We start from the raw sequence: 20,665 nt of genomic DNA, 5'->3' as shown, positions 1-20,665 counted from the left end.
ACTAAACATGTTATGAAAGCTTCATCATTCGTTCGTTTGATGAAGTTTTTTGTTTTAATTAGAATTATGAAAAAGAATTTTTTATTTACTGTCTTACTTTTATTGATGATAACTAGCGCTGTTTTTGCTCAAACAAAAGTTAGCGGTATTATCGTGGATCAATCAGATCAGCCAGTTCCTTTTGCAAATATAGCGTTCAAAGAATCTAGTGAGGGTACCGTGGCTAATGAAGATGGTCGCTTTTATATTGAATCGGCTAAAACGTATACGACTTTGGTGGTTACTTCTGTTGGGTTTTCTGATCGGGAGATAACTTTGGAGAAAGCGATTAGCTATAATTTTAAGGTCTTGTTGAAAGAAGCCGAAAGCTTAAATGAAGTGGTTATTTTTACCGGTAAAACATCAAAAAAGGATAATCCTGCGCTGGATATTCTTAGAAAAATATGGGAGAGAAAACGTAAAAACGGACTGTATCTTTTTGACCAATACCAAATGGAAAGGTATGAGAAGATTGAGTTTGACATGAACACAATTGACAGTGCTTTTATGAAAAATAAGCTATTCAGAGGAATGGAATTTATTTTTGATCACGTCGATACTTCCAGAGTAACAGGAAAAACGTATTTGCCTATTTTCATAAACGAAACCTTGTCGGATATTTATGGAGATAATAAGCTGAAGAAAGTAAAAGAAAAAGTAAAAGCAAACAAAAGCTCTGGTTTTAAAGGGAATCAACAGTTGCTGTCTTTTGTGAAAGATTTATATTCAGATTATAATGTTTATGATAATCACCTTACTTTTTTTGATAAAAGTTTTACAAGTCCTATTTCTACAACTGGAATTGATGTTTACAATTATGTCTTGAGAGATAGCGCATATATTAATAACAAATGGTGCTATAACATTGTATTCTACCCAAGACGTAAGAATGAATTGACATTTAAAGGTGATTTTTGGGTGAATGACACCACTTTTGCTATTAAGAAAATTAATATGGCAGTTACTAAAAGTGCCAATATTAACTGGGTTAAGGATATTTATTTAGAGCAAGAATTTGATGTTGTAAATGATTCTGTTTTTCTGTTAACACGAGATTATTTGATGTCGGATTTTGCAGTAAATAAAAAGGAAGACTCAAAAGGAGTTTACGGAAAGCGTACTTCTTTCTACGGGAATCATGAATTCAATAAAGAAAAGCCTTCTTCTTTTTACAAGGAAGAAGTTGCTTATGCTAAGGATTCGATCTACAATAAATCAGATCAATACTGGCGTAAAAATCGTTATGAGAATTTGAGTAAGGATGAACTGGGCGTTTATAGAATGCTTGATACATTACAGACGGTTAAGAAGTTCAAGCAAATAACAAGTTTAGTTACTGTTCTTGCGAGTGGGTATGTTAATTATGGAAATTTTGATTACGGACCTATTTTTTCCACTTTTGGTTACAATGAAGTAGAAGGAGTTCGATTAAGAGCGGGAGGACGAACTTATTTTGGTACAAATGATACTTGGAGATTGCAAGGGTATACAGCTTACGGTTTTAAAGATAATAAATTCAAGTACGGCCTGTCTGGAAAGTGGATGGTTGACAAGAAAAGTAGAGTTATTCTATCAGCTGGAAATAGGCGGGATGTAGAACAAATAGGCGCTAGTTTAACCACTACAAATGATGTTTTAGGTCGAAGCTTTGCCTCTTCTTCTTTATTTTCATCAGGGAGTAATGGGAAATTGACCAACATAAATCTGAGTAATGTTGCTGTCGAAATCGAACCAGTTAAAAATCTAACCTTTCAAACAGGTTTTTCTTATCGAACATTAGAATCTGCTTCGCCAACATTTAGTTTGGATTACTATACAGATGCTGGGCAAACTACTACAAAAAGCGTTGTAAAACAATCAGAGGTAAGTTTTCAGATTGAATATACACCAAATCGAAAAACGATTGGGTACGCAGTAGAGAGAGACAATGTGGATAGTCCTTTTAGTCGTTTTTTTGTGAATTACAGTCATGGATTTAAAGGGCTGTTGGATAGTGATTTTAAATATGAAAAATTACAATTATACTATAAACAGCCTATCATCATTGGGCCGTTAGGACGATCAAATGTGACTGTTGAGATGGGTAAAACCTTTGGTACGATTCCTCTAGGTTTGATGAGTGTTATTCCTGGGAATCAAACTTATTTTACTATCGACAATACCTTTAGCAACCTTGATTTCTACGAGTTTGTGTCAGATGAGTATGCAACAATACAATGGGATCATAATTTTGGAGGACGTATTTTCTCTAGAATTCCATTTATGCGAAAACTGAATTGGAGAGAAATCATTGGAGTAAAAGGAGTTTATGGAACTATATCAGATGCTAATCGAGCCATTAATGCTTCAGGTCTACAATACAAGGCTCCTGAAAACGTATATTGGGAATACAATGCAGGTATTGGGAATATCTTCAAAGTATTCCGTATCGATTTTGCATGGAGAGGAAATTATTTAAACACACCAGATACACAGCGCTTTTCTGTAAAAGGATCTTTTGGTTTTTATTTTTAATTTATGTTGAATTTGTTTCAAAAGTAGGAGTTAATATAGCTGCACATTATATCTTTTTATTAGACAAATAATAATTGTCTAATAAAAAGGTTGCGGTTTCCTTCGGAAGAGTAACAAAATTATCACTCGCGATAGGCAATGGACTATCTTTCGATGTATACTCTATTTTCAATGTGAAATTTTAAAAACCTGTAATGTCTAGTATTACAAGAGTTCCGCAAGGATTTGATACTTCGGTAGCGTCACTTTTTTATAGTGGTATCGTTATCTCAAAAAAAGAAATAAGACAATTGTGATTCAATATTAGTTTCTTTGCTATTTAATGTGTAGATAAGAGCAATTTTTTATTGTTAAAACAGATGGTTTGCTTATTTTTGTTCCTATAATTATAGAAAAGAAAAAAATAAAATGACTGCAGACAAAATAAAAACTTTCGATGTACTTATCGAAATCCCAAGAGGAAGTAGAAATAAATATGAATACGATTTCGAAATAAAAAGAATGCGTTTCGACAGAATGTTGTTTTCATCAATGATGTATCCAGCTGATTACGGATTTATTCCTGAAACTCTTGCGCTAGATGGTGATCCACTAGATGTATTGGTTTTAGTAAATGAGCCAACTTTTCCTGGATGTGTTATGGAAGTAAAACCTATTGGAGTTTTTCATATGGCAGATGATAAAGGACCAGATGAAAAAGTAATTTGTGTACCAGTTTCTGATCCAATATGGAATTCATTGAATAATTTGTCAGATATGAATCCGCATTTATTGAAAGAGATAGAACATTTCTTCCAAGTATACAAAGATCTTGAAAACAAAAAAGTTGATGTAGGTGGATGGGGAGATGTTGATGCAGCATATGACATCATTAAAATATGTACCGATCGTTTTAATCAAATTGAGAATAAACCAGAAGGATTATTTAGTATTAAGTTATAAATAGCCTTATATTTTACAAAAAAAGCAACATTCTGTTAAGAGTGTTGCTTTTTTGTTTACATTCGTTTTTGTACTACATTGATTATTAACCAACAACCAAAAAACCAAATTTATGAATACAATTATGATTTATTTGCCAATAGTCATGGCAATTGTAGGACTTCTGTTCATGTGGATTAAAAGATCTTGGGTATTAAAGCAAGACCCTGGAGATGGTAAGATGAAGGAGATTTCAGATTATATTTACGAAGGTGCATTAGCATTTTTAAAGGCGGAATATAGGTTATTAGCAATTTTCGTGGTTATAGCGAGTATTGTTTTAGCTGGTATTACTCAAATAGATGGTGTAAAGACGCACTTACTAATAGTAGTTGCATTTATTTTTGGTGCATTCTTCTCAGCATTGGCTGGAAATATGGGGATGAAAATTGCGACTAAAACAAATGTTAGAACAACTCAAGCAGCTCGTACTAGTTTACCTCAAGCTTTAAAAGTCTCTTTTGGAGGTGGAACAGTTATGGGATTAGGTGTTGCGGGATTAGCAGTGCTTGGGTTAACGGGGTTTTTTATATTCTTTTTTAATTTTTATATGAATGGAGCATGGACTTCCACTGAAGATATGACCATAGTGTTAGAAACATTAGCAGGTTTTTCTTTAGGAGCGGAGTCTATTGCGTTATTTGCTCGTGTGGGAGGTGGGATTTATACAAAAGCTGCCGATGTTGGAGCTGATTTAGTAGGGAAAGTAGAAGCTGGAATTCCAGAAGACGACCCTCGTAATCCAGCTACAATTGCTGATAACGTGGGAGATAATGTAGGTGATGTTGCTGGAATGGGAGCAGATTTATTTGGTTCATACGTAGCTACTGTTTTAGCAGCTATGGTTCTTGGTAACTACGTTATAAAGGACATGGGAGGAAGTATAGACGATGCCTTTGGAGGTATTGGACCTATTTTATTGCCAATGGCGATTGCCGGTTTTGGAATCCTATTTTCAATTATAGGAACCATGTTAGTTAAAATTTCGGATGAAAATGCTAAAGAAGCGCAAGTACAAAAAGCATTAAACATTGGGAATTGGGTTTCCATAGGTTTAACAGCAATCTCTTGTTATTTCTTAGTACAATATATGTTGCCAGCCAATATGAAAATGGAATTCTTTGGTGAAGGAATGCAAGACATTTCGTCTATGAGAGTTTTCTATGCTACAATAGTTGGACTGGTAGTGGGAGCCGTTATTTCTTCCGTAACCGAATATTATACAGGATTGGGAACTAAGCCAGTTATGGCTATTGTTCAAAAATCAAGTACTGGAGCGGGAACTAATGTAATTGCAGGTTTAGCTACAGGAATGATTTCTACATTTCCTACTGTTTTATTATTTGCTGCGGCAATTTGGACATCATATGCGCTTGCAGGATTTTACGGAGTGGCATTAGCCGCTTCAGCGATGATGGCTACTACAGCGATGCAATTAGCTATTGATGCTTTTGGACCGATATCTGACAACGCAGGTGGAATTGCCGAAATGAGTGAATTGCCAAAAGAAGTACGTACACGTACTGATATTTTGGACTCTGTAGGGAATACAACAGCAGCAACTGGAAAAGGATTTGCAATCGCTTCGGCAGCATTAACTTCGCTGGCATTGTTTGCGGCTTATGTCACGTTTACTGGAATTGACGGGATTAATATTTTTAAAGCGCCTGTTCTAGCGATGTTATTCGTAGGGGGAATGATTCCTGTTGTTTTTTCCGCATTAGCGATGAACTCTGTTGGTAAAGCTGCGATGGATATGGTGTATGAAGTACGCCGCCAGTTCAAGGAGATTCCTGGAATTATGGAAGGTACTGGTAAGCCTGAATATGCAAAATGTGTAGATATTTCCACTAAAGCCGCTTTACGCGAAATGATGCTACCTGGAGTCTTGACGATTGGTTTTCCTATAGCTATTGTGCTTCTTGGTAAACTGGTTTATGGAGATAACAATCAATTAATAGCAGAGATGCTTGGAGGATATATGGCTGGAGTTACTGTTTCAGGTGTGCTTTGGGCTGTTTTTCAAAACAATGCTGGTGGCGCTTGGGATAATGCCAAAAAATCTTTTGAAGCAGGGGTAATGATTAACGGTGAGATGACTTATAAAGGTTCTGATGCCCACAAGGCAGCCGTAACTGGAGATACCGTTGGAGATCCTTTCAAGGATACGTCTGGACCTTCGATGAATATTTTAATAAAATTAACTTGTTTGATAGGTTTAGTGATGGCGCCAATTTTAGGGAATGGAAGTGATACTATGACTGACAAAGTGAGTTGTTGTATTACAACTGGTGCTTGTACTTCAATGACGAAAGAAGAATGTATGGCTAAAGGCTGTACGAATGAATCTTGTGAGCATCTGAAAGCGGTTCCTATGATGAAAGAAGTTTCTAAACAAGTGACTATTGAGAAAACAAATGTCAACGGTGCTGTTGTAGGGACAATTACAACTACTGTAAACGGTAAAGTGCAGACACAAGTTTTTGAAGGGACTGATGCTGAAGTTCAGGCAAAAATTGATCTCTTAAAATAGTCTATAGATACATTGTCATATTGTGACAATGGTTTACAAATAAAAATGCCTCGCGATTGTGAGGCATTTTTATTTATAACTTGTTTGTTCTTCTTTTAATTATAAAGAGGGAAGAGAAGGACTAGAATAATCCGTTTAATTCTGCATTGATCTTGTTTAAAATCATTCCTAAATCTTCTGGATTATCTACAAAATTAATGTTATCTACATCAATAATTAATAATTTTCCACGATCGTAGGTATGAACCCAAGCCTCATAACGTTCGTTTAATCGGCTTAAGTAGTCAATAGAGATTGAGTTTTCGTACTCACGACCTCTTTTATGTATTTGACCTACTAGATTAGGAATTGAACTTCTTAAATAAATTAATAAATCAGGAGCTTTCACGGTTGATTCCATTAATTCAAAAAGAGAAGAATAATTCTGAAAATCTCGATTTGTCATTAAACCCATTGAATAAAGATTGGGAGCAAATATGTGGGCATCTTCATAAATCGTCCGGTCTTGAATGATTTTCTTTCCGCTTTCGCGTATTTGAATTACTTGGCGGAAGCGACTATTTAAGAAGTAAATCTGCAAATTAAATGACCAGCGTTCCATTTGGTGATAGAAATCATCGAGGTATGGATTGTCAACGACATCTTCATAATGAGGTTCCCATTTAAAATGTTTTGCCAATAAACGCGTGAGTGTCGTTTTTCCTGATCCGATGTTTCCTGCTACTGCTATGTGCATTACGGTGTTGTGATTTTATAATTTATAATTCCCTTCGATGTAAAAATAGATAAAATTTGGTCTTTGTAACTGAATTTTTTAAACGTTTTTTCTGAAATGTCAATTTCATATTTTTGATTTTTATCCAAGTCTTCGAAATACAGCTTGTTGTTTTTAGAGTAGATAAATTGATTATCGTTAATGACTTCAATAATATCGAAATCAAGTATTTTGCCTTTAGTTTTTATTTTTCCGAAGGCGTCGCAAGAATACCAATTGTTTTTGTTGTCTATCCAATAGAAGGTATTGAAATCCGTTTGGTAGTATTTTATGCTTTCTGGAAAAGAGGTGGATATTGCTTTATAGTCATTTTGTATGTAATCAAAAAGTCCAATCTGTTGATTTAAACTATTGTAAATCCAAAGCCTGTTTTGTGCGGCAATTCCTGTTGCAGATACTGCTATAGGGTTTATGTTTTCTGAAAAATTTATTTTTTGAATTTCATTTAATTGATTATCAAGTAAGACAACGATATTGAAATTCTCATAGAAAAGGACGATTTTTAGTGGGTTTTTAATATCTACTTTTGCTATTTTTCCAAGGGAGGTGTTCTTATATTCGAGTGATTCCTTGTTATTAGTTTTGTGTAAAACGTTATCCTTTATATAGTAATAGAAATCGAATTGGTCGTATCCAATAAAATCATCAACACGGATATTAATGGTGTCTGTAATGCTAATTTCAAGTTTGGTGTTTTGGCTAATCGCTGACCAAGTTGATACTAAAGCAATGAAGAGAATTATTTTTTTCATATATAGCTAAATTACGATTAAACCTTTTATAATTATAGAAGTCTTAATTTAATTATAATAGGTTTGTAACAAAAATATAAATTAGAGTCTTATCCTAATAATTTTTAAAAAATTTAAACTCATGAAGAAAGTAATTTTGGTTTTAGCACTTAGTGCATTTAGCTGTTTAAGTTTGCAAGCCCAAGAGTTTCAGGGGATGGCTGTATATGAATCTAAAACGAGTACGGCTGATTTTAAGTCAAATTTTGGAGGGAATAGGGAAATTACTCCTGAGATGCAAAAATCGATGGAAGAACGTATGAAGAGTATGTTTGAAAAAACATTTATTTTAAATTTTGACAAATCGGCTTCCATTTATAAAGAAGAAGAAAAATTAGAAACTCCGGGTGCGGGTCAAGGGGGCGGAATGAGAATGATGGCTTCAATGACTGGTGGCGGCGGTACTTTATATAAAAATGTAAAAGAAAAACTGTATGCTGTCGATAAAGAATTTATGGGAAAAGAATTCCTAGTAAAGGATTCCCTAGTAAATTATCAGTGGAAAATGGAAGGCGAAACTAGAGTTATTGGGGGGTACAATTGCTTTAAAGCGACAACTGTAAGACCAGCTAGTAAAACTGATTTTAGAAATTTTAGACGTAAAAAAGAGGATTCAGAAGCTGAAAAGCCTGCTGACGGTGAAAAGAAAACGAATTTTTTGGATAATGTAGAAATGCCTAAGGAGCTTGTTATTACAGCTTGGTATACGCCTGAGATTCCAGTAAATCAAGGTCCTGAAAATTATTGGGGATTGCCAGGTTTAATTTTAGAAGTTAATGATGGTAAAACCGTTATTTTATGTTCGAAAATTGTACTAAACTCTAAAGCAAAAGTAGTTATAAAGGCACCAACTAAAGGAAAAGAGATTTCTCAAAACGAATTTGACGACACGGTGGTTAAAAAAATGCAAGAAATGCGTGAAATGAACCAAGGTCGTGGAGGTATGCAAATGAGACATTAATAATGTTTAGAATTTGAGTTTTATCTAATTAAATTATTCCTTTATACTTGCTCTGCATGAAAACAACAATACAAATTGTATTTCTTTTTATTACTTCTATTTTTTATTCCCAATCTATAAAGTTGGAGGGATTTATTAATGATTCTAAATCGGTAGGACTTGAAATGGCAAATGTCATGGCTGTAAATGGTGTTACAAAAGCAATGGATGCCTATGCAATCACAAATGACAAAGGGAAGTTTTCTCTAAATTTGAAACCTAATACGACCTACAGTCTTAAGATTAGTTTCTTAGGGATGCAAAATAAAGAAGTCGAGATTGTTACTTCTACAGAAAACATAGTTAAAACAATTGTTCTTCAAGAAGGAGGGATTGAGTTAGATGGTGTAGAGATTGTTCGAGAAATGCCGGTTTCTATAAAAGGGGATACCATTGTTTATAATGCAGACTCATTTAAAACAGGGACTGAAAGGAAGTTAGAAGACATTCTTAAAAGGTTGCCTGGTGTAGAAGTAAATGCTGATGGAGAAATAGAGGTAGAGGGGAAAAAAGTTACTCAGATGCTGGTTGACGGCAAGAAGTTCTTTGAGGGTGATACTAAATTAGGGTCTAGAAATATACCCGCCGGTGCAGTTGATAAAATTCAGGTTCTTAGAAATTTTTCTGAGGTAAATCAATTGAAAGGATTAGAAAACAATAATGATGATGTTGCTATTAATATTAAACTAAAATCAGGTAAAAAGAGATTTTGGTTTGGTGATATTTCTGCGGGGACGGATTTTGTAGATCGTTTTATTATTAACCCCAAGCTGTTTTACTATAGTCCAAAAACAAGTGTTAATGTTATTACTAATTTCAATAATGTAGGAGATGTGCCATTTTCTAATAGAGATTATTTTAGATTGACAGGTGGTTCGAGAAACACAATTGGTAGGGGAGGAACAAACTTTAATGTTTCAAGTAATGATTTAGGGATTTCTACCCAAAGGGATGATAAAGCGCAAAATATTGAAAATAAATTTGGGGCTATAAACATAACGCAACAGATTTCTAAAAGTTGGAATATTAGTGGTTTTGGTGTTCTTTCTTCTAATAAAACACTTACTAATACACAGACAAAAATCGGAATATTTCAGCCCAATTCTACTGAGATAAAAACAAACGAAAATAGATCTGATTTGTCTAATTTGAGAAATAATTTGGCTATTTTTAAATTTGGATCAAAGTTTAAACCAAATGTGAATTTTCAATTTGATTATGATGTATCGTTACGAAAATCAAATCAAACAGAAGACAATGATTTGCTGACAAATTCGGTCACCTATGATTCTTCTGGAGATCTGATTCAGAGTAATAGTATAAAGTCTTTCAAAAAGCAAGGTCCTATAGCGTTGAATCAGAGTGTAAATATGTTTTGGACTCAAAATAAAAAAAGTACTTGGGCATTTGAGATGCAACATTTATATCAGGATGAAGATCCATTTTATAATCCTGATTTACAAAATGATCCTTTTCCGTTTTTAGGTTTTGATTCAAATCAGAGTAGTTTTAATATAAATCAAGATCGATTTGTAAAAACAAATAAATTAGATGTAAAAGCAGATTATTATTACTCGTTGACGGCTAAAAGCAATCTGAATTTTACTTTGGGAAATACTAACTCTTATCAGGCTTACAATTCGTTAATTTTCCAGATTTTAGATAATGGAGATCAATCGATTTTGAACAATGATGAATATAGAAATGATGTTACCTATGGTTTTAACGATGTTTATTTAGGGGCACATTATAAATTTATTACTGGTAAATTTACTTTTAACCCTGGTCTAACGGTACATAGATATAACACCTTTAATGAGCAGTTAAGTACGAAGGTAGAAGATAATTTTTCTAGAATTTTACCTGATTTATTTGCTCAATATCAAATTAAGAAGTCGGAGTCATTGACGTATAATTTTAGAAAGACGAATGTATTCAATGATATTAATTCATTTGTTCAGGGATATGTCTTTTCAAATTTCAACTCCTTCAATAGAGGGAATAGACTGTTGGAAAATGCATTACAAGAAACGCACGCTCTAAGGTATTTTAAATATAATTTATTCAATTTCACGACTGTTTTTGGAAATGTAAATTATAGTAAGACAACTGATCCGGTTGTAAATAGAGCCTATTTTAATGGAATAAATCAAGTGAGTGAAAAAGTAAATGCTAATTTTGAAAACGAGAGTGTTAATGGGATGCTAGGGTATCAGCGGTCATTTCTTAAGTATTACAAAGCCTCTGTTAACTTAAATTTAAATTGGTCTAAATATAATAGTTTAAGAGCAAATCCAGAAGACCCTTCAGATCCTTTAATTGATTTTGTACAAACAACAGAATCTTTTTCTCAGACGTATAAAGGTTCACTGGGAACTCAATTTAAAATTTGGCCTAATTTAGAACTAGGGTATTCATTGACATTAAACGATTATCAAAATACAACTTTCAAAACAAAACAACCATTTGTAAAATTAGATTATTTCTTCCTAAAAGCATTTTCATTAACTGCGGATTATAATAAATATACCTATTCAAATACTGAAGGGACAATAAATAATAAGTATGAGTTTTTAAACTCTAGCTTTAGTTACCGTAAAAAAGATGCTAAAATGGAATATACACTCGCTGCGACAAATTTATTAAATACTAAAACTATAAATGATGATAGCTTTAGTCAAACGGGATATAGATCATCGCAGTATATAGTTCAGCCTAGATACGTTGTGTTTTCGTTAAAATATAATTTATAAAATGAACCGTTTCTACATGGAAAACCAGTTCAATTAAGTTGAGCCGTTTTTTTAGCGTTTGTGGACGTTACCTATTCAATTACAAAGGGCTGTCTTTTATTAGACAGCCTCTTTTTTTAATATTATTTTTACTAAATAATGAACGGGTGAATTTCAAGTGTGATGCGCTATTTCTATTTATTAAATATTTGTACAAAAAAACGGCTACCTTTTCAGATAGCCGTTTAAAGAAATAAATTATATTTTTTGAATTACAATCCAAAAGCATCTTTCACTTGGTCAACAAAATCTAATTTTTCCCATGTGAATAACTCAACGTCAACCGTTTTTGTTAATCCTCCTGGAGCAAAAAAGGTTTTAGTAACTATTTGTGGCGTACGTCCCATGTGTCCGTAAGCAGCAGTTTCGCTATAGATAGGGTTTCTTAGTTTTAAGCGTTGCTCAATAAAGTAAGGACGCATATCAAAGATTTCTTCTACTTTCTTGGCAATTTCTCCGTCTCTTAAGTTAAGTTTTGAAGTTCCGTAAGTTTCAATGAAGATTCCCATTGGCTTCGCTACACCAATAGCATAAGAAACCTGAACTAAAATTTCGTCAGCGACACCTGCGGCAACTAAATTTTTAGCAATATGACGTGTAGCATAAGCGGCACTTCGATCTACTTTACTTGGGTCTTTTCCAGAGAAAGCACCACCACCGTGAGCTCCTTTTCCTCCGTAAGTGTCCACAATGATTTTTCTTCCTGTTAATCCAGTATCTCCATGAGGTCCTCCAATCACAAATTTACCAGTTGGGTTAATATGATATTGAATAGCATCATTAAATAAATGTGCGTGAGCAGGGTTTTTAGCGATAATTCTTGGAATTAAAATCGACACTAGATCGCTTTTAATTTTAGCTAGCATAACTGATTCCTCATCAAAATCATCATGTTGAGTAGAAATTACAATGGTATCAATACGTGTAGGTTTGTTATCATCACTGTATTCTAATGTTACCTGTGATTTAGCATCTGGGCGTAAATAAGTAATTTCATTATTTTCACGTCTAAGAATAGCTAATTCTTGTAATAATTTATGAGATAAATCCAATGCCAAAGGCATGAAGTTTTCAGTTTCATTTGTGGCATAACCAAACATCATTCCTTGGTCACCAGCTCCTTGGTCTTCAGGGTTCGCTCTGTCAACACCTTGGTTTATATCTGCTGATTGTTCGTGAATAGCAGAAAGAATACCGCAAGAATTGGCTTCAAACATGTATTCGCTTTTAGTGTAACCAATTTTTTTGATTACATCACGAGCGATTTGTTGAACATCAAGGTAGGTATTTGACTTTACTTCACCGGCCAATATTACTTGTCCCGTTGTTACTAAAGTTTCACACGCTACTTTTGAGTCAGCGTCAAATGCCAAAAAATTATCAATTAATGCGTCTGAAATTTGATCTGCAATTTTGTCTGGGTGCCCCTCACTTACAGATTCTGACGTAAATAAATATGCCATAATAAATATAAATTTAAAATTAAGGGAGGAAAAATAATTGCGGGAAATACTAAAGGAGAGTTTCTGCTTTAGCATTTTTTCTACTGAAAATTTTTCAGCATCCATAATGAATTCGTTTCATTATGAAGAGGTTGCAATCAGTTCAAATTTTTCCTCTTGTAATTGAGTGCAAAGGTATGAAACCATTTTGAATTGCAAATTAAACTTAAGTTTTTTTTAAGTAGGAAAGTGTTGTTATTTTTTAATCAACTAAAAATCTATTTAGGTAACAGAGTAGAAATACGGTTGATTAGTTTACTTTTATATAATAATTTAATGACATACTATTTACTTATGATTGAAATCATAAAACTACTTTAGTATTGTTTTTACGGGGATTCGAATTCAGAAGTTTTTATGACTTTTTTCTTAAGAATGGCTTGTTTAAAGTGTAAAATATCTGATTTTGTGGCTTTTAAACGAGTATGTTTCACTTCGTTACTACTGTTTGTTAAATTTGTTAAAGCTTAAATGTAGGGATTCAAAGACTTTATAATTAAAAAAAGCATATGTTTTTTTAGTTTATATAGCTAGAATTAAGAAAGGTAATCTTGCATATCCTAAACGTAAGCGAGGAGTTAAAAATAATTTATCAATCCAAAAAAATAATTTATTATGAAAGCAATTCAAAAGGTTTTATTACTTGAAAAAACAGGAAAAGAGAACGAAGTTACCGTAAGTAATAAATGGGATAGATACCTTGATGACTATAATAATTACGTTAAGGAATACAATAAGCATTATTTGAATGCATTAAAAGGTGATCAACGATCAATATCATTGTATCCCTATATGAAAGAGAAATGGGAATCTTTGAAAAAACGACTGATTAAGGCATACAATAATAAACGATTAAGCGATAGACAGATTAGAAGAGTGGTTAAAATAAACATGAAAATTGTTAAAGCCTGCTTTAAGTAAAATTAGATAGTAAGGGACGCTTAATGAAAGATTTTTCAAGGTGTTCCTAAGAGGGTAAAATAGGCGTATTTTATTCTTGTCTTTTTTAGCGGTTGTTTAGTGCTGGCAATCAAATGGGTTAGAAAGGGGTATGTAGTACTTGAGCAACTGATGCTTTAGTACGTACGATAGAGGAAAATGAAAAAGCAAACTGCTAAAAAGGAATATCATGAAAACATCAAAACCAGCTTTGTCAAAGTCAGATTTTAGATTCAGGGTAAAAAAAGAAGAAAAAGTGGAGTCAATTCACGAATTAGTGCACCCAAGAATTCAAACCAAAACAACAAATTCTCCTAGGTCTAAAAACACTTCAATTTCCTTAATGCTTCAAATGTATTCTCGAGAAAATGAAGTTCTGTTCATATAATTTAAAGATTATCCTATATTTAAGAAATTCAATGGGATCTAAAGTTAATTTAGCATTAAGAACAGCTGTCAATTTTTGTGGGTGGTTTAACGTTTGTTTAAATTATTGATTAGTGGGGTTTTAACAGAAAATATTTTATTTGTTATTTTTTAAAATATATTAGGATATATAAATTATTGTCAGCAAATTTGTTTCAACAAAAAAAGGAAACCATGAAATTAAATGTTTGTAATATGTCAAAAGCCATGAAGGTTCATTCCTTAGGGTAGACTATTGCTTCAATTTAAAATCTTAAATATAGCAAAAGCTTCCCTCAAAAAGGGAAGCTTTTTTTTTTGAAAACTAAAGAAGAACTTCTTTTAGAATAAATAATAAGATAAAATGATCAATCTAAATTTTAAACAAGTTAATCCGTCAATTGTCAAATCTATGATTTGTGCAAAAGCCATGATGTGTATTTGTTTCAGGTAATCCAAAAGTATAAGTTTATAAGACAGCTTAAAGCCCTTTTGGATACCTATCTAAAAGGGTTTTTATTTAATAAATAACAATAAAATCAAAAAACTAAAATTATGAGTACTAATAAATTTGAAACAAACGCATTGCATGCTGGACATGATGTAACAAAACACGCAGGAACTCGAGCGGTTCCCATTTACCAAACATCATCGTATGTTTTTGATAATTCAGAGCATGCGGCTAATTTATTCGGGCTTTCTGAAGCGGGCTACATTTACACGAGACTTAATAATCCTACTAATGACATTCTAGAACAACGTTTAGCAGCATTAGAAGGTGGTGTAGGTGCTGTTGTTACTGCTTCTGGAACAGCGGCGATTACAACCGCTTTGTTAGTGTTGTTAAAAACGGGTGATCATATTGTAGCATCTAGCAGTTTGTATGGAGGAACGTTTAACTTATTACAAACTACTTTGCCGCGACTAGGAATTACAACCACTTTTGTAGACCCTTCTGATCCAGCTAATTTTGCTAAGGCAGCGAATGAGAATACCAAAGTGTTTTTTATCGAAAGTTTGGGGAACCCAAAGTTAGATGTATTAGATATTGAAGCTATTTCTGCTGAAGCAAAAGCGTTGAAAGTTCCTTTGATTGTAGATAATACAGTTGCTTCTCCATATTTACTAAATCCAATAGCGCACGGAGCGAATATTGTTATTCATTCTTTAACAAAATATATCTCAGGTAACGGAACTTCTTTAGGAGGAGTTATTGTTGATGCAGGAACTTTTGATTGGAGTAGTGGTCGTTTTCCGGAATTTACAACCCCTAATGCTGGCTATCATGGCTTGGTTTATCATGAAGCTTTAGGAAACGCTGCTTTTATTGCAAGAGTAAGAATTGAAGGACTACGTGATTATGGAGCTGCTTTGAGTCCGTTTAATGCGTTCCAAATTATTCAAGGTTTAGAAACATTGGCCGTACGTGTAAAAAGACATAGTGAGAACGGATTAGCATTAGCACAATGGCTAGAAAGTCAAGAGCAAGTGGAGTGGGTGAATTATCCAGGTTTACAGTCGAGTAAATATTATGATCTGGCTAAACGTTATTTGCCAAAAGGACAAAACGGATTAGTAACCTTTGGTCTAAAAGGAGGTTTTGAAGCGGCAAAAAAAGTAGCGGATGATACCAAACTATTTTCGCTACTCGCAAATATTGGAGATACAAAATCATTAATTATTCATCCAGCAAGTACAACGCATCAACAATTATCTGATGAACAACAGTTAGCTTCAGGAGTTTCTAAAGATTTGATTCGTCTTTCTGTAGGTTTAGAAGATATTGAAGATTTAAAAGCAGACTTAAAAGCAGTTTTTGAGTTATTGTAAGAATTTATAAAGTATATTTTATATCGTTTAAACACTGCTTTTTTATCCAAAATTAAGATGAGTTTTATAGTATTACAATCTCAGTTTGTAAGATTATAATATTTGTATTAAAAATGAGTTAAAATGTTGATAGTCATTAGGGAACTAGCAAAAAAAAACTGAAATTTGTTGCAAGAAAATACCAAAGATGAATTTAATCATTATTGTAAATTTTAAAACTATTTCGGAATCATCTGCAAGGAAATGATTGCCTTATATTATAGCTATAATTAAGCATCAGCCTTCCTATTTCTTTTGGAAGGCTTTTTTATTAAAACAATTTAGAATTTAAAGATAATTAGCATGGAAAAACATATTTTTAGAAATAATAGATCACTAGTGATTACCTTATTTGTAAAAATATGTTGATATGCCAAAAGTATAAGTTACTATAACTTTAACCCTTTTGGTATTTATCCAAAAGGGTTTTTTTATGGTATTTAAAAGAGAATAAAGAGTAACAAACAAGCAAGAATAAACATAGCAACAATTAAACAAGTAGACACATGGGGGCAATTAGTAGAATTACCAGAGCGGTAAGTTTTTTAAGGAACTTAAAAACTAAAAAAAATAGTATAAAAATCACGGTAGATGATTTAGTTCATCCAAGATTTGGTATCAACGACACCAATGCTAATGATTTAAATAAATCACCAAATTCATTACAGTTTTTGATGTATTCAAAGGAAAACGATACTCTTTTTATCTAATTGATAGCGAGCTGTCTTTATAGTGATTTACACGCGAGGAATTCCTGAATTGTTATGTTCAGCAATGTTTCGCGTTTTTTTTGTTAAATATATTTTTCGCTAATAATCAGAATGGTAAAAGTTTGGTTGTTATAAAAATATGTAGTTAATTTGCAGTAATAAGTTCACACACGTATTGAAATGTTATAAAGAAAGGATGAGGGATTAGACCCGATGAAGCCTTAGCAACCCTTCGAGAAATCGAAGAAGGTGCTGCATTCTACCACTCCCTAAAGTGGAAAGATAACAACAAGAATTTCTCTAGTATTTACCTAGTTTTTTCTTTCTAATATTTCCAAATACAAATCAAAATTAATAAAAGATTTGACATTGGAAAATAACCCAACACATATTACCATACAAAATTTCACCACGCACAATGGTGCTTTTTATGCTAGCCTAAACTTAAGTTATCAGGTTTTTGGCGCTGCTTCGCATACCGCTCCCATTATCTTAATTAATCATGCCTTGACCGGAAACTCACAAGTAATTGGCGAATCGGGTTGGTGGAATGATATTGTGGGTGTCGATAGAACCATCGATACTAGGAAATATACAATTGTTTCTTTTGATGTTCCTGGTAACGGATTCAATTCAGCGACTATAGAGAATTACAGAGATTTTATTGCAAGAGATATCGCAAGGATTTTCATCGAAGGACTTCGGTTTTTAAAGATTGATTCTTTATTTGCTCTTATCGGCGGTTCTGTTGGTGGTGGAATTGCTTGGGAAATTTTGGCTCTAGAACCTAAACTGGCACAAAACTTCATTCCCATAGCTACAGATTGGAAAGCGACTGACTGGTTGATTGCTAATTGTTATTTGCAAGAGCAAATCCTAAATAACTCTAAAAAACCTATTGAAGACGCTCGTGTTCACGCCATGTTGTGCTACCGCACGCCTGAATCTTTCAAAGAAAAATTTAATAGAGATCTCAATGAACAACTAGAAACGTTCAAAGTAGAAAGTTGGCTGAATTACCATGGAGAAAAATTAGAAAAAAGGTTTCAGCTTTCGGCATATAAAATGATGAACCAATTATTGAAAACGATTGATATAACTAGGAATCATGAGTCTTTAGAATCAGTTATCTCAAAAGTGGGTGCTAATATATACATTGTAGGAATTAATTCAGATTTGTTTTTTACAGCAAAGGAGAATAGAGATACGTACAATGAGATTAAAAAATTTAAAAATAATGTATTTTATAGTGAGATTGACTCACAACATGGGCACGATGCTTTTTTGATGGAATACGAACAATTAGACAATTTGTTAGAAGTTGTTTTCAAAAATAAAAAACAAATGAAAATAGTTAAATTTGGCGGTAAATCTTTAGCAAACGGTGAAGGTATCGACACAGTTTTAGATATTATAGAGGAAAAAATAAAACAAGACGAGAAAATTGCAATCGTCGTTTCGGCAAGAGGAAAAGCAACGGATGAGCTGGACGACATTCTTACTATTGCAGCCAAAAACGGAAATTACAAACCGCTATTGGAAAGTTTTAAAACCTATCAAAAAGATGGTTTTGAGGCCGTTGATTTTTCGACTGAATTTGATAAATTAGATAAACTTTTTGAAGGCGTTAGCTTGATTGGTGATTATAGCCCAAAGATTCAAGACCAAATTTTAGCACATGGCGAAGTACTTTCGGCTAAATTATTGGTTTTTTTATTGAATGAAAGAGGCGTTACTGCAAAACTAGCAGATACAAGAGATTTAATCATAACCGACTCCAATTTTGGGGATGCACAACCTTTGGACGCTGTTTCTAAGAAAAATATCATTCAAATTTTCAAAGAGAATAAAGATTCAATACTAGTGATTACTGGTTTTATTGGTTCGAATGCGAAACACGAAACCACTACTTTAGGTAGAAACGGAAGTAATTATACGGCGTCATTAGTCGCTAATTATATCAATGCCGAAGAATTGCAAAATTTCACTCATGTTGATGGAATTTACACTGCTAATCCCGAGTTGGTTTTAGATGCTAAAAAGATTGAATCTTTGTCTTATAATGAAGCAAATGAAATTGCTAATTTTGGTGTGAATATTTTGCATGCAAAAACAATTATTCCTTTATTAGAGAAAAATATTCCGCTTCGTATTTTAAATACTTTCAATCACGAAAATAATGGAACTTTAATTACTTCAAATTCTAATGTCAGCGGAATTAAAACATTATCTGTTTTAGAAAATGTTTCTTTGGTAAATTTAGAAGGAAGAGGATTACTTGGAAAAACAGGAGTGGATGCGCGTATTTTCAAGGTGATGGGTGACAATGATATTAGCGTAAGTATTATTTCTCAAGGTTCTTCAGAAAGAGGAATAGGACTTGTGGTTGCTGCTGATAAAGCAACAAAAGCTATGATCGAATTAGAAAAAGAATTCGAAAATGATTTCTATTCTAAGGATGTCAACAAGATTACAGTTGTCGACAACGTATCGGTAATTTCAATAATAGGCCAAGATCTTAGTACGTTTCATAAGCCTTATACGGCTTTGATAAAAAACAAAATTGTTCCTATTTTATTCAATAATACCGTTACGGGTAAGAATGTGAGTTTAGTGGTTAAAAAATCAGAACTTAACAAAGCGCTGAATGTTATTCATGGGGAGATATTTGGGGTTGCGAAGAAAATCAATATTGCCATTTTTGGGCATGGATTAGTTGGCGGAACCTTAATCAATCAAATTTTAGAATCGGCGGAAGCAATCGAAAAAAGGAAAGATGTTAAGTTGAATATTTTTGCTATTGCCAATTCTCGAAATGTGCTGTTGAATAAAAACGGAGTTTCGGCTAACTGGAAAAACGAAATTCAAGCTAAGGGGTCAGCGTATACATTAAGCGATATTATTGCTTTTGCAGAAGCGAATCATCTAGAAAATTTAATTGCAATTGATAACACGGCGAGTGCTGATTTTGTCGAGAATTACATTCCGTTAGTTGAAAGCAGTTTTGATTTAATTTCTTCAAATAAAATAGCGAATACTTTAAGTTATGGTTTTTATAAAAAGCTACGTAAATCATTAGCTGATAATCAGAAGAATTATTTATATGAAACCAATGTAGGTGCGGGTTTACCATTAATTGATACTATTAAATTATTGCATCTTTCTGGTGAAAATATCACTAAAATAAAAGGCGTTTTCTCAGGAACGTTAAGCTATTTATTCAATAATTTCTCTTCCAAAGATGTTCTGTTTAGCGAAATATTGAAAGAAGCAATTGATAGTGGTTTTACAGAGCCAGATCCAAGAGAGGATTTATGTGGGAATGATGTAGGCCGAAAACTACTTATATTAGCGAGAGAATTAGACTTGCAAAATGAGTTTGAGGAAGTTGATATTCAGAATTTAATTCCAGAACACTTACGTGAAGGAAGTGCGGCAGATTTCTTGACTAAATTAAAGGAATTTGATCCTATTTATGATAAGATAAAAGCAGACCAAAAACCAAATCACGTTTTGAGATACATCGGGGAATTGTCTGGAGATTTACAACATGACAAAGGAATTTTGGAAGTAAAATTAGTTTCCGTACCTTCGGATACTGCTTTGGGAGGCTTGAAAGGTTCTGATTCTTTTTTCGAAATATACACAGAATCTTACGGAGACCGTCCAATTGTTATTCAAGGAGCCGGAGCGGGATCAGCAGTTACAGCAAGAGGTGTTTTTGGAGATATCTTGAGATTGTCGGATAAAGGGTAGAAAAGTATTCAGTTGCTGAGTATTCAGAAAAATAATTAAAAAATCCGTTGTAATCGTTT

Annotated in this window: 13 protein-coding genes and 1 riboswitch; of the genes, 10 read left to right on the top strand and 3 right to left on the bottom strand. The window is 33.1% G+C overall.

Annotation, left to right across the window (positions count from 1 at the left end; genetic code table 11):
- The first annotated feature begins 66 nt into the window (after nt 1-66).
- From QO200_RS14730 to QO200_RS14720, 3 genes are all read left to right on the top strand, one after another.
- Entirely contained in the window at nt 67-2,553 is a 2,487-nt protein-coding gene (locus QO200_RS14730) for a DUF5686 family protein (protein WP_371541372.1), read from the top strand.
- Nucleotides 2,554-2,961: 408 nt separating this feature from the next.
- A complete protein-coding gene (locus tag QO200_RS14725; protein ID WP_371541370.1) occupies nt 2,962-3,495 on the top strand; it encodes an inorganic diphosphatase in 534 nt (177 codons plus the stop codon).
- 112 nt (nt 3,496-3,607) lie between these two features.
- Nucleotides 3,608-6,067, top strand: a complete 2,460-nt coding sequence (locus QO200_RS14720; protein WP_371541368.1) for a sodium-translocating pyrophosphatase — start codon at nt 3,608-3,610, stop codon at nt 6,065-6,067.
- Between the two features lie 121 nt (nt 6,068-6,188).
- Here the strand turns inward: QO200_RS14720 and QO200_RS14715 are convergent, their stop codons facing one another.
- Nucleotides 6,189-6,803 carry a deoxynucleoside kinase gene (locus QO200_RS14715; RefSeq protein WP_091088809.1) on the bottom strand — a complete coding sequence of 205 codons (615 nt, stop codon included), beginning with the start codon at nt 6,801-6,803 and terminating at the stop codon, nt 6,189-6,191.
- A complete protein-coding gene (locus tag QO200_RS14710) occupies nt 6,803-7,594 on the bottom strand; it encodes a hypothetical protein (RefSeq protein ID WP_371541366.1) in 792 nt (263 codons plus the stop codon). The genes QO200_RS14715 and QO200_RS14710 overlap by 1 nt, the downstream gene beginning before the upstream one ends.
- A gap of 121 nt (nt 7,595-7,715) precedes the next feature.
- Between QO200_RS14710 and QO200_RS14705 the strand changes: the two genes are divergently transcribed.
- Nucleotides 7,716-8,594: a GLPGLI family protein gene (locus tag QO200_RS14705; RefSeq protein WP_371541363.1), complete on the top strand. Its 879-nt coding sequence runs from the start codon at nt 7,716-7,718 to the stop codon at nt 8,592-8,594.
- Nucleotides 8,595-8,650: 56 nt separating this feature from the next.
- Entirely contained in the window at nt 8,651-11,386 is a 2,736-nt protein-coding gene (locus QO200_RS14700; protein WP_371541360.1) for a carboxypeptidase-like regulatory domain-containing protein, read from the top strand.
- Between the two features lie 251 nt (nt 11,387-11,637).
- Here QO200_RS14700 and metK read toward each other — a convergent pair whose 3' ends face one another.
- Complete coding sequence (metK, locus tag QO200_RS14695; RefSeq protein ID WP_371541358.1) at nt 11,638-12,888, bottom strand: methionine adenosyltransferase; 1,251 nt, start codon at nt 12,886-12,888, stop codon at nt 11,638-11,640.
- Nucleotides 12,889-13,542: 654 nt separating this feature from the next.
- On the opposite strand from metK, the gene QO200_RS14690 reads away from it, so the two are divergent.
- The 5 genes from QO200_RS14690 (at nt 13,543) to thrA (ending at nt 20,606) form a co-directional block, all read left to right on the top strand.
- A complete protein-coding gene (locus QO200_RS14690; protein ID WP_371541356.1) occupies nt 13,543-13,848 on the top strand; it encodes a hypothetical protein in 306 nt (101 codons plus the stop codon).
- 208 nt (nt 13,849-14,056) lie between these two features.
- The gene (locus QO200_RS14685; RefSeq protein ID WP_371541354.1) at nt 14,057-14,254 is read left to right on the top strand and encodes a hypothetical protein; all 198 of its coding nucleotides are present in this window, start codon (nt 14,057-14,059) and stop codon (nt 14,252-14,254) included.
- 572 nt (nt 14,255-14,826) lie between these two features.
- Entirely contained in the window at nt 14,827-16,101 is a 1,275-nt protein-coding gene (locus QO200_RS14680) for an O-acetylhomoserine aminocarboxypropyltransferase/cysteine synthase family protein (RefSeq protein ID WP_371541351.1), read from the top strand.
- A 545-nt stretch (nt 16,102-16,646) separates the two neighbouring features.
- Nucleotides 16,647-16,850 (top strand): hypothetical protein, encoded by a 204-nt coding sequence (locus QO200_RS14675; protein ID WP_371541348.1) that lies wholly within the window; start codon nt 16,647-16,649, stop codon nt 16,848-16,850.
- A gap of 180 nt (nt 16,851-17,030) precedes the next feature.
- Nucleotides 17,031-17,139, top strand: a riboswitch (SAM riboswitch).
- A gap of 80 nt (nt 17,140-17,219) precedes the next feature.
- A complete protein-coding gene (thrA, locus tag QO200_RS14670; RefSeq protein ID WP_371541345.1) occupies nt 17,220-20,606 on the top strand; it encodes a bifunctional aspartate kinase/homoserine dehydrogenase I in 3,387 nt (1,128 codons plus the stop codon).
- Nucleotides 20,607-20,665 lie beyond the last annotated feature (59 nt).

The sequence above is a fragment of the Flavobacterium sp. Arc3 genome (assembly GCF_041431375.1).
Taxonomy (GTDB): Bacteria; Bacteroidota; Bacteroidia; order Flavobacteriales; family Flavobacteriaceae; genus Flavobacterium.
The sequence above is the reverse complement of the archived record's forward strand: the minus strand, read 5'-3'. Positions and strand labels throughout refer to the sequence as shown.

Coding starts and splice junctions, on each gene's coding strand:
- QO200_RS14725 (WP_371541370.1), top strand. CDS start 2,962: ATGACTGCAGACAAAATAAAAACTTTCGATGTACTTATCGAAATCCCA.
- QO200_RS14700 (WP_371541360.1), top strand. CDS start 8,651: ATGAAAACAACAATACAAATTGTATTTCTTTTTATTACTTCTATTTTT.
- QO200_RS14685 (WP_371541354.1), top strand. CDS start 14,057: ATGAAAACATCAAAACCAGCTTTGTCAAAGTCAGATTTTAGATTCAGG.
- metK (WP_371541358.1), bottom strand. CDS start 12,888: ATGGCATATTTATTTACGTCAGAATCTGTAAGTGAGGGGCACCCAGAC.
- QO200_RS14710 (WP_371541366.1), bottom strand. CDS start 7,594: ATGAAAAAAATAATTCTCTTCATTGCTTTAGTATCAACTTGGTCAGCG.
- QO200_RS14720 (WP_371541368.1), top strand. CDS start 3,608: ATGAATACAATTATGATTTATTTGCCAATAGTCATGGCAATTGTAGGA.
- QO200_RS14675 (WP_371541348.1), top strand. CDS start 16,647: ATGGGGGCAATTAGTAGAATTACCAGAGCGGTAAGTTTTTTAAGGAAC.
- QO200_RS14730 (WP_371541372.1), top strand. CDS start 67: ATGAAAAAGAATTTTTTATTTACTGTCTTACTTTTATTGATGATAACT.
- QO200_RS14715 (WP_091088809.1), bottom strand. CDS start 6,803: ATGCACATAGCAGTAGCAGGAAACATCGGATCAGGAAAAACGACACTC.
- QO200_RS14705 (WP_371541363.1), top strand. CDS start 7,716: ATGAAGAAAGTAATTTTGGTTTTAGCACTTAGTGCATTTAGCTGTTTA.
- QO200_RS14680 (WP_371541351.1), top strand. CDS start 14,827: ATGAGTACTAATAAATTTGAAACAAACGCATTGCATGCTGGACATGAT.
- QO200_RS14690 (WP_371541356.1), top strand. CDS start 13,543: ATGAAAGCAATTCAAAAGGTTTTATTACTTGAAAAAACAGGAAAAGAG.